The sequence below is a fragment of the Novipirellula herctigrandis genome (genome assembly GCA_007859835.1).
Lineage (GTDB): Bacteria > Planctomycetota > Planctomycetia > Pirellulales > Pirellulaceae > Novipirellula_A > Novipirellula_A herctigrandis.
In genome coordinates, this window is sequence record SJPJ01000001.1 from 2,651,230 (window position 1) to 2,666,675 (window position 15,446).

Here is a 15,446-nt window from a genome sequence, read left to right on the forward strand (position 1 = left end):
AACACAACGCAATGCCAAGCCGAGATGACTTGACCTGTGCCCCCCCGACTTCAAGAAACGAAAAACAACATGACTTCACGTTTTACGATTGCGGCGTTATCTGCGGTTACCGTTTTTTCCACGCTTGCCGCATCCACCAATGCACAATCGGCCTCCTACGACCGGACTGCGGACCAGCACGGCTTCATCATTTTCATGGAAGAAGGTGGCTGGTGCTGGTACCAGGATCCACGATCCATCATGCATGACGGAAAACTTTTTATCGGTTCGGTGAAGGGAAACGGCTCGGGATCGGCACGCGTCGGCGTCTACGATCTGAAAACCAAACAACCGATTGGCACGGCAACGATGCGGGACAACTTCCAACGCGACGACCACAACTCGCCCGTCTTCTTTGCTCGACCTGATGGATCCGTACTTGCAGTCTATGCACTACACGGCAATGACAAATTGCATCGCTATCGCATTTCGGATCCCGACGCCCCGCTGAGATGGAGCGAGGAAAAGGTGTTCGATCACAACAACACTTTGGCGGAGCGTGACGGCGTCACTTACATGAATCTCTACAACATGAGCAGTGAAGGAAAACTGTACAACTTCTACCGCGGATTTCAGTACAACCCTTGCTTCATTACTTCAACGGATGCCGGGCTGACATGGGGCGAAGACACCCACTTTATCAAGAGCGAGGTTGTAGGATACCAACGCCCCTACGTCCGCTATGCAGGTAACGGAATCGATACTGTGCACGTTAGCTTTACGGACGCACATCCACGCAACTTTGGAAATAGCATCTACTACACGGCCTTTCGTGATGGGAAGTACTTCCGTGCTGACGGGACACTCATCAAGGATCTAAAGCAAGATGGCCCACTTGTGCCGAGTGAAGCGGAACTTGTTTACAAAGGTAACGGTAAGAATGGGATCGCCGATAATGAAAGTGAAGAAAACCGGGCCTGGACAGCCGCCATGACGATCGACGCACAGGGTCATCCCCATATCGGCTATACAGTGCATTTATTTAATGAGGACCATCGTTTTCGGATTGCCTCGTGGGACGGCAAGCAATGGCATGATCGGCAGGTCGCCTTTGCCGGCAAGTGTCTGTATACAGCAGAGTCGAGCTACACCGGCCTGATCAGCCTCGATCCGAAAGATCCGTCAATCGTGGTGATCTCCACCGACGTTGATCCAACCACCGGAAAGGATGGCGGCGGCAAGCACGAAATCTACCGCGCCAAAGTGGGACTCCGCGACGATGTCAACACCATCGAGTGGGAAGCCGTAACGAAGGATTCCCCCGTCCGCAACCTCCGACCGATGGTTGTTTGCGACGGCGAAACACGCGTCATTCTTTGGAATCGTGGCGACTTCAAGTCCTACACCGATTTCCAACTCGACACCATCGGGTTGGTCGAAAGTGTAAAATAGTAAGACAAAAAACACGCGCCGTTAACACCCCTATGAGAGAGTGACCTGCCATGAATCGAATCCCGTTGATGGCGATATTGTGCCTTGCTCTTCCCCCTTTGCTTGGCCTCCGTTCGGCGACTCAGGCAGAGCAGCCACCAAACATCGTAATCGTCTTGGCTGACGATCTCGGGTATTCGGATGTTGGATTCAATGGATGCAAAGACATTCCAACGCCCCACATTGATTCCATCGCCGAGAACGGTGTCCGCTTTACAAACGGCTATGTCAGCTTCTCTGTTTGTGGTCCGAGTCGGGCCGGGTTGATGACCGGTCGTTATCAGGGCCGTTTTGGATTTCGTGTCAATCCGAGCATTGACCCGACCGACCCCACCATCGGTTTGCCACAAGACGAAAAGAATCTTGCGGAAACGCTCGGCACCGTCGGCTACACCAGCGGCGTGCTGGGAAAATGGCACCTGGGTTCTCATCCAACACAGCACCCGCTCAAACGCGGGTTTGATGAATTCTACGGTTTCCTTAGCGGCGGTCACGATTACTTCCCGGAAAAATTAACGCTCAATGACTTGAGCGAAGTCCGACAAAAGTGGCAATGGTATCGCACCAAGATCATGCGCAACTACACCCGCGAAACGACCGACGAGTACCTCACCGATGAATTGTCAAACGAAGCGGTTGCGTTCGTAGAACGACACCGCGAAAAACCGTTTTTTCTTTACCTTTCTTACAATGCGCCCCACACGCCGCTACAAGCAACGGAAAAATATCTCGACCGCTTTGCAGGCATCGCCAACAAAAAACGAAAAACCTACGCCGCCATGGTCAGCGCAGTGGACGACGGTGTGGGACGGTTGTTGCAGACTTTGCGGGAACAACAACTCGAACAGAATACGCTGGTTTTTTTCCTGTCGGATAATGGTGGACCAGAAACATCAAACGCATCCAACAACGGTCCGTTGCGCGATGGCAAGGGATCGTTTTACGAGGGTGGCGTCCGCGTGCCATTCGCGGTGCAGTGGCCGGGTACTCTACCCCAGGGCATCGACTACGACAGCCCTGTGATCTCGTTGGACATCTTTGCCACTGCCGTTTCACTTGCAGGAGCCTCCACTTCACCGGACCGTCCGCTCGATGGTGTAAATCTAATTCCGTTCTTGACCGGCAAGGATCCGAGTTCGCCACACACCGCATTCTTCTGGAACAACGTTCGTCACGAAACATTCGCGATGCGCAGCGGAGATAGCAAGTTGGTGAAGGAAGCAAAAAGTGAACTGCTTGAAATGTACGATCTCGACAAAGACCTTGGGGAAGAAAACGACCAAGCTTCGCTTTACCCAGAGCAACAACAAGCACTCGCTCAAGCCTTCGATGAATGGAAGCGACAACTCCTACCCGCCGGCTTTCCGGGCTTGGACCACGTTTGGTGGAAATAGTTTGCGCTCCGGCAAGCACCGTCTTCAGCCTGAGGATCTTCAGTCACGTTTGCAACGACAACGATTTTTCAATTTTTTGTAGAAATCGTGTTTGCGGCGCACATGACATTTCTGGGCACAGCGGTTCTTCTCTGCATAGTCTCGCCATAGGCATGAACGGCAGGGATTGATTAGAAACTCATTTATCTTGTCGTACAAACCGTAGGCAACCACGGCAAACAGAACAACAGCAGATCCCCACTGCAAAGCCGTAACATCCGAAAAGTCGATTGCATAGATTGACGTTTCGTTGTAGAGAACGGGTACACAGCACTGGCGTACGACAAGTTCACCATTGATTGTGGTGGCATCGTATTGGTAACCGGAAAAGATAAGCCGGTCCGTCGCGATTCCTGCAGTTAATGCTACGGCGATCAATGCGATGGCATAATATCCAGCGACTTTGCCCCCCATGTTCGCACGAATTGCATTTAGCTCGCCCATATTGGTTGCCGGACCCGCCATCATATAAACCACAGCAGCCCCCGGGCTTAGCCCCAACAATAGCAGGCTCTGCACAATCGGTACGGACGGCACGCTGCAAGAGTAAACCGGCAAACTGAGCAAAATCACCAACAGTAAACTTGTGATGTGCTGACCACCGAGCCAAGTCGAAATAAATTCCAACGGCAAAAACGCCATCACCAGCGTGGCCACGCCTAACCCGATCACCAACTCCACACCAACATGGGATCCCAAGTCGCAAAACGTCCAACGCAGCCACTGAAGAATCGAATTGCCACCGCGTGCAACTGGCTCGGGCTCGTATTGCTTGGTCTCGTCAATATCGTTGGAGTTTTCATCCGGAAGAATATGGTTGCCGACCCAACCGATTAAGAACGATCCTAGTAAGGCGGTACCAAGCAGGGTACAAGCCATCTTCCAACCCAATAGCTTGATCGACAACAGGACCACAACCGGCGAGAGCACCGGGCTACTGGTCATGAAACTGAGGATCGTGCCAGCCGCAGCTCCGCAGCGATAAAGCCCAACGCCTAATGGAATCGTCCCGCACGAACAGATTGGAAGCAGCGATCCAATACCAACCGCCTTCAGTAGCGGAAGCCCGCCGCGCCGTCCGAGATGCCGCCTGAGCAGATCCGGGGGGACCCACTGATGCAGCGCACCGGCCATCAAAAAGCCCAACACGATATAGGGAGAGGCCGCCAAGAACATCTTGGCGATCATCCAAAAAACCATCGTAACGCCTACTCCCCAATTAGCTGTTCTTGAGCAGCTTGGTGTTCGACAGAGTCGATTACTTCAGCTTGATCCAGAAAAAAGATGCCATCCTGAGATGATTGGCGTTCGACTCGCAACACACCGCGCACCACAACGCTTGGGTCAATGATCCCTTTGTGATTGATCTCCCATGGCGAACGCAATTCCTTAACGACAATCGTCCATTGGTAATAGGGAATGGGGTTTCCAACACAGCAATCGATCATGCCAAAATAGGGAACCATGACAAAACCACGAATCGAATAGCCATCGGACCGCTCGACGATTTGATCGCCACAAGCAAAAGAGGGTCCTGATACAACAACGACCTTTCCCTCCAGCGATCCAAGCGGCTCGGGCATCGAAACCAATTTGCATTTCCCTTCGGATTCGTCGGTCTCGACCAAATCAAACCAAGCCCAATCCAACTTAGCAGCAGAAACCGATTCAGGAATAGGCATCGATTTCACCTTGGACGTGTCGATACGAAAGTTGGGAATTTCAGCAACATTCCACCAGACCAACGCAACGACGACTCCAGCACCAATAAGGATCGATTTCAATTTCAAGTGTTTGGGTATCCTCTTGGAGCAAATATCAAGTTCTCGATGGTCTCACGAATCTCAGGTCTCAGTAACCTCAGGCCTCACGAATCTCACCCACCATTCGCCCGCTCCCTGAGCATTTGCAGTCGACACAAATCGAGAGCATGCATCTTCACTTTTCCTCTGGACAGGTAAAGTAACCCGCCTGATCACGACGCCTGATCAACAGGAGCAATCGGGAACGGTTCTATCGGAAGACCGATGCCTACTGGGCAACCGCACCGGAAAGCAACGTCTTTTCCCCATTGTTCCTGCCGGCCTTAAGCGTGTGCTTGGCCTTGGAATAAACGGGAGCCTTGAAAGACTTGCCTTTCGTTCGGAAACAGTAAACCAATTCGCCGGTAACTTCATTGGTCAATTCAACGACCGCGTTTTCGACCGGAAGGGTGACTTCTTTGAGGTAGCCAACCGGTTTGCGTCCATCGTTTTCGCTGGCGTTAAATCGGATCGGCCAACCTGGGTATTGGGCAGCATCGCCAGCGGAAAGGTCCGCGAATCGAGGCCAGCACTCAAGCGTTGTTCTTGCGCTCGGTTTGTGAAAACGAACGATCCCATAACCATCACCGCGAATCATGCGTTCTTTGCGATTCTCTGGATTGGCGTAGGCCATCATCGTGATTTTGTTGCCCAAGCCATCCTCGTAGTCGCCGACCCAAGGATTCGGGGAATCGATTGGCTCTCCACCACCGGGTTGCTCATCCAGCGGATGCCACCAACGGCCATAGATCGTATTGACGATTGCTGGAGCAGTAAAACCATAGGGGCCGTCGCGAAACCCTTCGATGCCATGTTTGACAATAACGGCCAAGTGTTGATCGCCGCAGAGGTGCGTTGCTCGCACGCGACGAAGAGCACGGACGGCTTCATTGCGAGGCGTTTGTGGCCAACCGTTACAGTCCAAATCGGCAAGCAGTCGACCGTCTCTACCGCCATGCATGTGAACCGCACCGCAGAACGCAGTCTGAGAAAGAACGACCTTCATTTCGGCATCGGTCCAATCCCTAGCCCATGCATCGAGGAACACCATTTGTCGATCGCCCAACAACGTTAGACCTGGCTTGTCGACCGATTTGCGATCGTACGATGGATCGCGAATATGGTCGTTGCGTGGGCCCATCTTTGGGATTTTTCCTTTCGGGCCAGACTTAAATTTGCGATCTTCCAAAATCGCGAAGCTAATCCCACCAACATTAAGATCAGTGTAGTACACGCCAATGCCTTGCTTGACCGGTGTGGGGTCAAATGGATCCGGCAAATTCCAAGTTTGCTGACGTTCAACCATCTTCACGAACGCTGCCGGATACATGTAACCCCCATCGGTCGCTCCGTCTTGACCGTTGGATTTTTTGCCGTCTTCACCCCAAAGATTACCGTGTCCAACATCGTGATCATCCGGTATACAAATCACGGGTCGATCTTTGAGGACTTCTGCAAACTGAACGCCGAACTGCAACCAACCGTAAGTGGCTTCGTCGTGGGTATAGTTCTGGTCGCCGGCAAAGAACAGCAAGTCCGGGTCATGATGCTTGATCGCGGCCACAATCTGCTTGCGTGTTTCGAACTCATCGTCCTTCGGTGAATTGCAATTCAGCGAGCCAAATACGAGCGTCTCTTTGTGTTGTGGGTCTTTACGAATCAGCCCCTCAAAGCTGGACAATTCATCAAGACGCACACGATAAGCAACGTCCTTGGAATTATCCCAACCTTCAACGCGGAAGTGGGCGGACCACCCAGGATAGACAATCGGTTGTTCCTGAGTTTTTTTCCACTCGCCGTTAACCTTCAATTCCAATGTGACGGTTTTGGGCTCTTCCGGCAACAACGGAAAGCACTGAGCGGTCATCTTCAAGATACCGTGATCGTGCGTGTAAATCGCGAACGCCATCGTTTCGTCACGGGGTCTTTGTATGAACCACTGCGTCATGGGGCGTTCGCGGTTCCTTTGAGGAACGGTGTATTCCCACCACTTGCCGATCGCACAGTTATCTGATTTCTTTGCCCATTGCGTATCATCGCCAAACGGTAATGGATCGTAGTAATTTGTTTCAGCATTTGCGACAGCAGCCACCGTCAACATCAAACCGGCTAACACAACTCGTATCATTATTCTTTTCCTGTTGAGCAAAACCCTTCACTCTCATTTTGGCCCATTGGTAAAGTCTAGAATGTCTCATCACTAGGTGGACGGGGCAGATGGACGGGGCCGGGGTGGGATTCGCGAGTGTCAAACGTCTAAGTCGCCGATTATCGGCGATACCACTAGGTAAAGCAATCATAACACGTTTGGGTGCGACGGTTTCACGCACCATGAGGATACGACGAATAAGAGTACCTTGCTCATCGCACGGTGCCCGGCGAGCCGCATTTGAGTTCCTCCGTTAGAGCAATTTCCTTGTAGGATTGCTCTATCATCAACCGTTCGGCGGGACCTGTCGCAATCGTCGCCCGACTTCCTTGAGCGTCTTGACGTCGTCAGGATGAATCGAACCATCGGGCAATGGGCCAGTGTTGAGCAACAAATTCGCATCAATTCCCTGCGCTTTGCGCAGCATTCCCATTACTTGGTCGGCCGTTTTATGTTTGCCATCGTCCGCCTTGGTGTAGCCCCAACCGTGCGGCTGCAACGTGTCGCAGATTTCCAACGGGACCTCGGACTTGCCTTTCCAATTCCGCTCGGGTGCCTTGAAATCCTCGCTGCCGATTAGCCCCTGCTTGTACGACACCAAAACTTGCGGTTGGAGCGAATGAATGTGATCGTACAGCTCTTGGCATTTGAATTGAGCCAACTTATCTGGACGAGATGCAGGGGTTGAAAATCCGTCTAGCCAAATTGCCCCAACGGGACCGTAGTTGGTAAGCAGTTCGGTGACCTGATTCTTCATGAACTCGACGTAAACTTGCAAGTCGTGTTCGTCGCCATACTTGTAAAACGTTTCCGGCCGATCGTATTTGGGTCGCGCCGAACCACCCCAATCACCGTTATTGGGGGCGTGTGGGTGTCGCCAATCGCGTCCATGCGAATAGTACAAATAGAAACCGAGTCCCTTTGTAGCACATTGGCCAGCCAGCTCGCCGACCAAATCCCGTTTGGCTGGGCTATTGGTGCTTTTGAAATCCGTGTATTTCGAATCGAACAAGCAAAAACTGTCGTGATGCCGTGTCGTAATGTTGATGTACTTCATGCCCGCATCAAGCGCCAGGTCGGTGATGAAATCGGCATCGAACTTTTCTGCGTTAAAACGGTCAACCAGCTTGGCATATTCGTCGACGCGAATTTTCTCTCTGTACTGAACCCACTCGTGGCGTCCCAACAGCGAGTAAAGTCCGTAGTGCAGAAACAACCCAAACCCGGCATTGTTGAACCAATCGATCGCAGCCCGGCGAGGGTCTTGCTGGTAATGGTCGGCCACGTCCTGCAAATACGACGGGACCGCGGCGGCTGCCTGAGCGGACGACTTGTCTTGGCCCCAGACGCTGGTCGTTCCAAAGATCGAACTGGATGCGGCTGCGCTGGCCCCTACGACGCTAGCTTGAATGAAATCTCGACGCTTGATCATCTGACAGACCGCCCTTCGGTTGATGGGTTCGAATGCAATTTCAATTTGAGCGATATTGCCGTTCGCTAACGACACTCCTATGAGGACGCAGATTGCGATTCTACGGTGAGCTTCCAATTCGCTGGAGTTTCAATTGACGAAGATTCATCGGTTGCCAGTGGTCGGGATCGGGTTTGACTTGAATGCTGCATTGGCCGGATTGGTCGATTTCAAGGGTGCCCAAGGACTTCTCGACATAATTGCCATAGCCGCCCGTAGACTTCACTTCGGCGGTTTCCGTTTGTCCGGGAAGACCAAACTCAAATCGCGTCTTTTCTTTTTCCACTGACATGATTGCCCGCACCTCGTAACGTCCGGGTTGGTTAATGTAGATGCTCCAATCAACCCAAGCGTGAGGGTCAAGCCAATATCCAATGTGGGCAATGTCATCATGGAATCGCACTCCGGCTTGTTTGCTGCCTTCGTTGTTGTGAACGTAGGCATTATCGGCGGTCAGAACCAAAGAACCGCTCGAATCCGGCGTGGGCAAATGAATGCCAACTTCAAGTTCCCCGTCAATTGAAATAGTGATCACGCTTGCGTAAGGGTCCGGTGCTTCGCCGGGCAAAGTCAATTCGATGCCCAAATCGGTGAGCCTCGTTTTCACTTCCGTGCCGTGTGCCAAAAGACTGGCTTGCCGCACGTCGTTCTTAATTGCGGGCACCAGGAGTTTTCCGTCACTGGGCCAATCAAATACATGCAGGTAGAGCATCGTGCCTCCATCGACCGATTTGGCGGTACAACGTCCCCATGCCAATTTGGGAAGTGGGCTTGCCGACGTACCGTAGATCGATTCACTGTTCACCTTCATCCATTGGCCAATCAACTTCAGTCGCTCGACTGATTGTGGCAACAGATTACCTTCGCCGGTTGGGCTTACATTCAGCAAATAATTCCCGCCTTTACTAGCAATGTCGACCAAGTTTCGAATCAAAGTGGTTGGCGATTTGAAATCGGTGTCAATCTTTTTGTAGCCCCAACTGCCGCTGATTGGCATGCACACTTCCCAGTACTTATCCGCAGGAGCCTGCGGCGGGATTTTGCGTTCAAAGGTCTTATGGTCACCTGGGTAGTCCTTACCTAGACGGTCATTGGTGATCACATCAGGTTGCAGACCTGTGCTGGAATGGAGGCTGTCAAAGGCTTCCTTACTCATGTCGCGAGGAGTATCCCACCAGAAGATTGAAATAGGACCGTACTCGGTCAACAACTGCTTGATCTCGGGAGCAGCCTTGTCACGAACGTATTGGTCGAAACTGACACGTTGGATCGTCTTGTCCCAATTGTTACCCATTCCACCGGGATGATGCCAATCTTGGCACTGCGAATAATAGAATCCGAAGCGAATCCCCTGTTCCTGGCAGGCTTCGGCCAGCTCTTTCATAATGTCACGCTTAAACGGAGTGGCATCAACAACATTGTAGGGGCTGGCCGTGGAGTGAAACATCGAGAATCCATCATGGTGCTTGGCCGTGATGACGAGGTACTTCATTCCCGCTTGTTTGGCCAACCCGACAAATTCGGCCGCATCAAATTTGACAGGGTTAAATCTCGCTGCGTACTTCTCGTATTCGGCAATTGGGATATTCCCCCTGTTCATCATCCACTCAGCACTGTTAGGCAATTCCTTACCTTTGTACTGGCCGCCCGTTACCGAGTAGACTCCCCAGTGAACAAACATACCGAACTTTGCCTCGCGCCACCAAGCCATTCGTTCATCGCGGGTCTGCTCGCGAGATTCAGGTTTCTGGGCAAACAACGTGCTCGACACCAGGGCGAGTAAACCGAAGCTAATCAATCGAAGAATTCGAGTATTCATTGAGACCAGTGCAAGCGAGGTATAGGAGTCACGGAACTTCGTCGATCCTAAAGCTTAATTCGTTTCGACAGACCGCCTATCACAAAAAGCGACACACGTAAAATGATTTGCGACATCAAGAATCAACCGCATGCAAAGATCAACAGGCATGAAGCGATGGTTGGAATCCAAGTTACAACTGCGTTATGGAAAACGACAACGCATGGCCAACAAAGTTGGTTGACGAAATCGGTTGACGAAATCGGTTGACAATGCCTTGAAGCAAGCATCTTTTGCGATGGACCGCCTATCAAAACTAAGTTCAACGGGATCCGGAGTTGCCACAGATTCACTGTAGCGTGAATCCAGGAAGTCGCACGATTTCTCCTCCCTTCAGCGCGGACTCGTGAGCACACAGGCCGACACAGGTCCAATTCGCCGAGGTCACCGCATTGGGCCATGGATGGCGGTCTTCAAGTAACGCACTGAGAAACTCATGAACCATATGGGGATGTGATCCGCCGTGGCCACCGCCCTGAACAAACGATAGATGTTCGCTGTCATGAATCTCTGCTGGCATTGTGAACCGTTGAATGGGCTCAGGCAGCAGATGTGCGAAATCAGGTACTTCGACCTTTTCTGGGATCTCGTCTTCTGGCTTCTTTGCCGTGTGAATGACGTGTGGCTCGTTCTCGACCAACGTCCATTCAAAACTCTTCTTTGTTCCATAGACGTCAAAGCTTTCCCGATATTGTCGAGCGACGTCATACAGGAATCGCCAAATGTGTGCGGTCAAGTCTTGGTCCTTCACCTTCACATGACACGACTCAACAGCGAATCGGTTGCCCGATTTTTCAGCGATATCATCTCTCACTTTGCCGGAGCCAAAGCAACTCACATACTCTGCGCGGCCATCAATCAGCCCCAGGCATGGACTGACGACATGCGTGGCGTAGTGCATCGGGATCATCCGCTCCCAGTAACTCGGCCAACCGTCCATGTCCTGCGGATGCGAGGCTGCCAAGTGCTGGATGTCACCCAACTCGCCACGTCGATACATTTCGCGGATAAAAAGAAACTCGCGACTATAGACGACCGTCTCGGCCATCATGTACTTCAAACCAGTCGCTTGCACGCTCTCGACAACTTGCCGGCATTCATCAATCGTCGTCGCCATCGGCACGGTGCACATCACATGCTTCCCAGCGTCCAATGCCTTTAGCGACATCGCAGCGTGATCTGGAATCGGACTATTAATATGAACAAAGTCGATATCGGAATCGGCAAGTACGTCATCGTAGTTCGTGTATCGCTTTTGGATGCCGAACGTATCACCAACCTTGTTCAATTCGGCTTCATTGCGACGGCAGATAGCGGCAACGTTTGCGTTGGGATGTGCCTGATAAATCGGAATGAACTCAGCTCCAAAACCGAGTCCGATCATGGCGACGTTTTTGACTTCGCTAACTGACTTGTTCACTGCAAACTCCTACGAATAGCTATCAACGGTTCCGTTTTGAGAACGAAAATGGCTCTGTGAATGTGTAGCAGGGTAAGCGTTTGCGATACACCTTTAACGCGATATTCCATCGAACGCAAATCCTTTTTCAGCACACACATCGACACAGTTTACCGTATCTTCCAACCGCAGAATCAAGTCGTCAAATCTTTTTACCATTTGGCATTGTCGACTCGACACAGACCGTCATTCACAATCGCAGACGATTCGCACCCGCTATCACACCAAGCTGAAGCAAAAAATACAGTCAATGGACCAATAGAGGTTGGGCGGATCTACGTCTCAAGCATGATCTTCAATATGTCACCGGATGTGATCGTTTGTGATTCTTCGAAGGTGACGAACGCGCGATCGTCTTGAATATTAACAGTGGCTGGTACGTTTACTTGCTCCTCGTTCACCGTGACGTTCACCGTGACGTTTACCGTGACCTTTACTGGGTTTGCCTTGGGAAAAGAACCGAACGCGATGCTTTTCAATTGTAGCTCCCCCCACTTCACGGCCAATTCCGCTTCCATCTTCGACTTGTCACCCCGCTGCGTGAACGCCCCCCAAGCTCCAGCGGCAGTAAAAGCAGATTTAAAATTCTCGGGTGACAAGCGAGGCGCAAAGCCGATATGCCCTTTTGGCCCATGATGCTCAAAACCGCATGCCGCTTGAAAGGCGCCGTAACTTGCCATCGAGCGAGAGTAGTGATCGCTGCACTCGATTTCGTTGTACGGGTTGCGCAGTGCTGCGTTGTAGCGGTCGTGAATGGCACGAGAAATCGCCAACCCGTTTTGCAGTAGGTCTGGCTCGGTGACCCCTTCCCAGATCATATGAGCGGCGGCCTGCCATTCGAAGCCGCTCATGCACTCGTTGAAGTACATGTATTGCCAATGACCAATGAATTCGGGATTCTGCCCGCCCTTGGGCCAAGTGCACATCAGTAACCCCGCATCACCAGCGGTTGCGTACCAACGGCCGAGCTTGAAATGATCGCGAAACGGCCCCACATCGGGAACGAAGTTGTATCGGTACAACGCGCGCAGCGCGCTAACTTGATTTTCTTGGTTGAACAGTCGCCCGAGCCCGACCCAATGAGCCCAAGTTTGGCCAAACACTTGGTCGATGTAGCATCCTGGTCCAACACCAATCTTATCGCTGTGTTGCGGATCCTCAATCTGAAAGAAATACTCGCCATCGTACAAATCAAGAATCGACTTGGCACCACGCTCCGCGATGGTACGACAACGTTTGGCGAATACGTCATCCCCCATCTCTATCGCCATTGCTTCACTAGCACGTAGTGTCGCTAGATAGAGTGACGCCAGAAAAGACACCTTACCGTACCAACTTGCGTCGAGCGTGTTGGCCTGGGCATCTTCAAGGATACCGTCGTCGTTTCCATCGCGACGGATCATGAATTCGACAGCTTGTTTCACCTTAGGCCAGATACTTCGAAGAAACGAATCATCAACGCTCATTTGGTGTTCACGATAAACGCCAAGAATGCGACCACAGTGGCCGTCGTCGGCTGCGTGGTTAGAGCGATTGAGTGATGCTCGATGACCGATGCCACCGTCCTTGTGAAAACCAATCCCGAAATCGACTCGTTCGCGTGTATCGCGTTCGACCTCCGGAAACAGACGCCCCGGCGCCTGTGCGTAATGCCAAACGTGTGTGCAAGTCCCGGGGCAACAGCCAATGCCCTCCCACGCCCAAAACCGCCCGTCTTTGAAACGGTAGCAAGTGGTCGTGGCAAGGATCGACGTGTTGGCCATCGTGCGATCGAGGAACCAATAGGGAAGCGTAGAGTCATACCAGGTTTCCACCCAACTTCTTGTCTGCCCAGCGAGACGCTTGAAGTTATCGACAACGTATCCTGTAACCTCGGTCGCCGAGTCAAATCGCGATGCGTAGTGATGTCCGACCAACTCGTTGCCCACGCCGCGACCACGGAAGTTCGGGAAATGCCAGGCAATCGCAAAGGTGAACTCCGATTCTTCTCCTGGCCCGAGCGTCACCGTCCGGCCAACTTCACCTTCCAAATCCGCTGACAAACCACCGACCGCCTCCGGCCCGTCCTGTTCACGCGAGGCGTGCGCGCGAACTTCGTCGGCTGATCCGATCAGCGCCATCGTCATCGTTCCAAAGTCGCGTAAAGCATCGAGATCGCCGGCGTTTTCTGGGGATGTGTCGGTAAAGACAATATCGTCCACGCCGATGTTACCCCATGCACCGGTTTCGTTGTCAACGATTTGTAACCTTGCCTGTTGGCCCTCGTACTCGGAAACGTTTATCGACGACAACGACATCTGGTTCTGGCTGCTTCCAGTAACCGAAGCCACAACCGTGTCATCGACAACCAAGTTGACACACGTGCGTCGAATGTGCGCACCGCCACCTATCCGCAATACGATGAACCGTCGTTCGATCGTGAATGGCTTGCTGATCAATCTGCCCGTGGCCGCGTCTTTACTTTGCACGCCGTCGCCCGGGGCTGAGGCGTGCGAATTCACTACACGAGTCCCCTTACCTACGACTTCACCCTGGTAGTCGGGGATATCCGCTATCTTGGCCGGCCCATCCCCAAACGCGGATCCGACGACCTTCCAACCCTCGTAAGTTTCTTTCTCGAAGTCATCGAAAAGGATGTCCTGGCGGGTCGTTTGCTCCTGTTGCTTGACGGCTCGCGCGGAACACTCTACTGCCGAAAAACCCTCGCGACGAACGACGCGGTTACGTCGTTGCCCAGCCGGGGCATGTATTGCGGTATCAAGGCAAACTGCGTTTTGCAGATGACCGAAAACACCAATCTCCAATGGCTCCGCCCCCTCGTTTTTCACCGTGTAATTCATCACCGTCACCGGCAACGAAGAGTCGTCAGCATTCAATGGGATAAAGGGCGAGAAAGCCTCAAGCCGTGCGTTAAAAGGCAACTCAGCATCGGCGTACGACACAATGGCTCGTGGATACTCGCCGCGGAATGTAACATTTGCAAAACCCGTTTGGTCAAGCGAAATATCCTTGCCACCAACACGGACAACGAAGCCTTGGCGAAATGGTGAAAATGGTTTGGCTGGCTCGATGTAGTTCGCGCCGCCTCGTGTGTTAAGTTTTTCTCCAAGATGAACCACTTCTCGAGGGGCGATGCCTTCCTGGTCACGGTTAAAGATGTCCCATAACCAAAGTCGACCATCGCCGCCAAGATACACTGTGCCCGCAAACAATCCGCCGACCGGCATCCCGATATGGCCCAACGCGTCGGTGTGTGAGTAAACTTCCTTTTCGCCACGCTCGAACAGCGACTTTACCCAATCGGGATCAAGCTTTTTGTCTTCGGATATCAGACGCAAATAATCGTTGGTGTTATCGAACGGCCCCGCCATAACCGGTGTCTGAGCCATCGCACTTCCCGCAGCAGCAGCGGTCGATAGTTTCAAGAATTCGCGACGAGGAAGCGAAACGTGATCTCGATCGTTCATGTAATGTCTTTCGGTGTCATTGTTGCGAACTGCCAGATACAAAGTTTACCGTTATTCCTCATCAGCAGCAGCATCGATTACCACGCAATCGAGACCAAAATACGTTCCGCTGCTCGACGGATTGTTACCAACCACTTCGGCGCGCGTAACGTTGGCTCCGTCTCGAGTAGAAGCAATGCGTTGCTGAGCGATTCTAGAAACCCCATTCACGGTTATCAAACCACTCTGACTCGCATCTGCTGAGGGGCTCGCATCTGCTAAGGGGCTTGCATCTGCTAAGGGGACACCCAACTTCCGTCAAAGAATGCTGTTGCCTTGTGTTGTTGACCAATGACGG

At 52.3% G+C, this 15,446-nt stretch carries 9 protein-coding genes; 2 read left to right on the forward strand and 7 right to left on the reverse strand.

Going from position 1 to position 15,446, the window contains the following annotated elements:
• Positions 1–69: 69 nt before the first annotated feature.
• On the forward strand, positions 70–1,431 hold the full coding sequence (locus tag CA13_RS09845) for a BNR-4 repeat-containing protein (RefSeq protein ID WP_146395940.1): 1,362 nt from the start codon (positions 70–72) through the stop codon (positions 1,429–1,431).
• A gap of 50 nt (positions 1,432–1,481) precedes the next feature.
• Positions 1,482–2,864, forward strand: coding sequence for a sulfatase (locus CA13_RS09850; RefSeq protein WP_146395942.1), 1,383 nt, complete (start codon positions 1,482–1,484; stop codon positions 2,862–2,864).
• A gap of 39 nt (positions 2,865–2,903) precedes the next feature.
• Here the strand turns inward: CA13_RS09850 and CA13_RS09855 are convergent, their stop codons facing one another.
• From CA13_RS09855 to CA13_RS09885, 7 genes are all read right to left on the reverse strand, one after another.
• Positions 2,904–4,103, reverse strand: a complete 1,200-nt coding sequence (locus CA13_RS09855) for a permease (protein ID WP_146395944.1) — start codon at positions 4,101–4,103, stop codon at positions 2,904–2,906.
• A gap of 8 nt (positions 4,104–4,111) precedes the next feature.
• The gene (locus CA13_RS09860; protein WP_146395946.1) at positions 4,112–4,687 is read right to left on the reverse strand and encodes a hypothetical protein; all 576 of its coding nucleotides are present in this window, start codon (positions 4,685–4,687) and stop codon (positions 4,112–4,114) included.
• Between the two features lie 247 nt (positions 4,688–4,934).
• Positions 4,935–6,833 (reverse strand): metallophosphoesterase family protein, encoded by a 1,899-nt coding sequence (locus tag CA13_RS09865; RefSeq protein WP_146395948.1) that lies wholly within the window; start codon positions 6,831–6,833, stop codon positions 4,935–4,937.
• A 307-nt stretch (positions 6,834–7,140) separates the two neighbouring features.
• Positions 7,141–8,286 (reverse strand): alpha-L-fucosidase, encoded by a 1,146-nt coding sequence (locus tag CA13_RS09870; protein ID WP_146395950.1) that lies wholly within the window; start codon positions 8,284–8,286, stop codon positions 7,141–7,143.
• A gap of 100 nt (positions 8,287–8,386) precedes the next feature.
• Positions 8,387–10,144, reverse strand: coding sequence for an alpha-L-fucosidase (locus CA13_RS09875; RefSeq protein WP_146395952.1), 1,758 nt, complete (start codon positions 10,142–10,144; stop codon positions 8,387–8,389).
• Between the two features lie 328 nt (positions 10,145–10,472).
• Complete coding sequence (locus CA13_RS09880; protein ID WP_146403565.1) at positions 10,473–11,567, reverse strand: Gfo/Idh/MocA family protein; 1,095 nt, start codon at positions 11,565–11,567, stop codon at positions 10,473–10,475.
• Between the two features lie 350 nt (positions 11,568–11,917).
• Positions 11,918–15,109: a GH116 family glycosyl-hydrolase gene (locus CA13_RS09885; RefSeq protein ID WP_146395954.1), complete on the reverse strand. Its 3,192-nt coding sequence runs from the start codon at positions 15,107–15,109 to the stop codon at positions 11,918–11,920.
• Between the last annotated feature and the right edge of the window lie 337 nt (positions 15,110–15,446).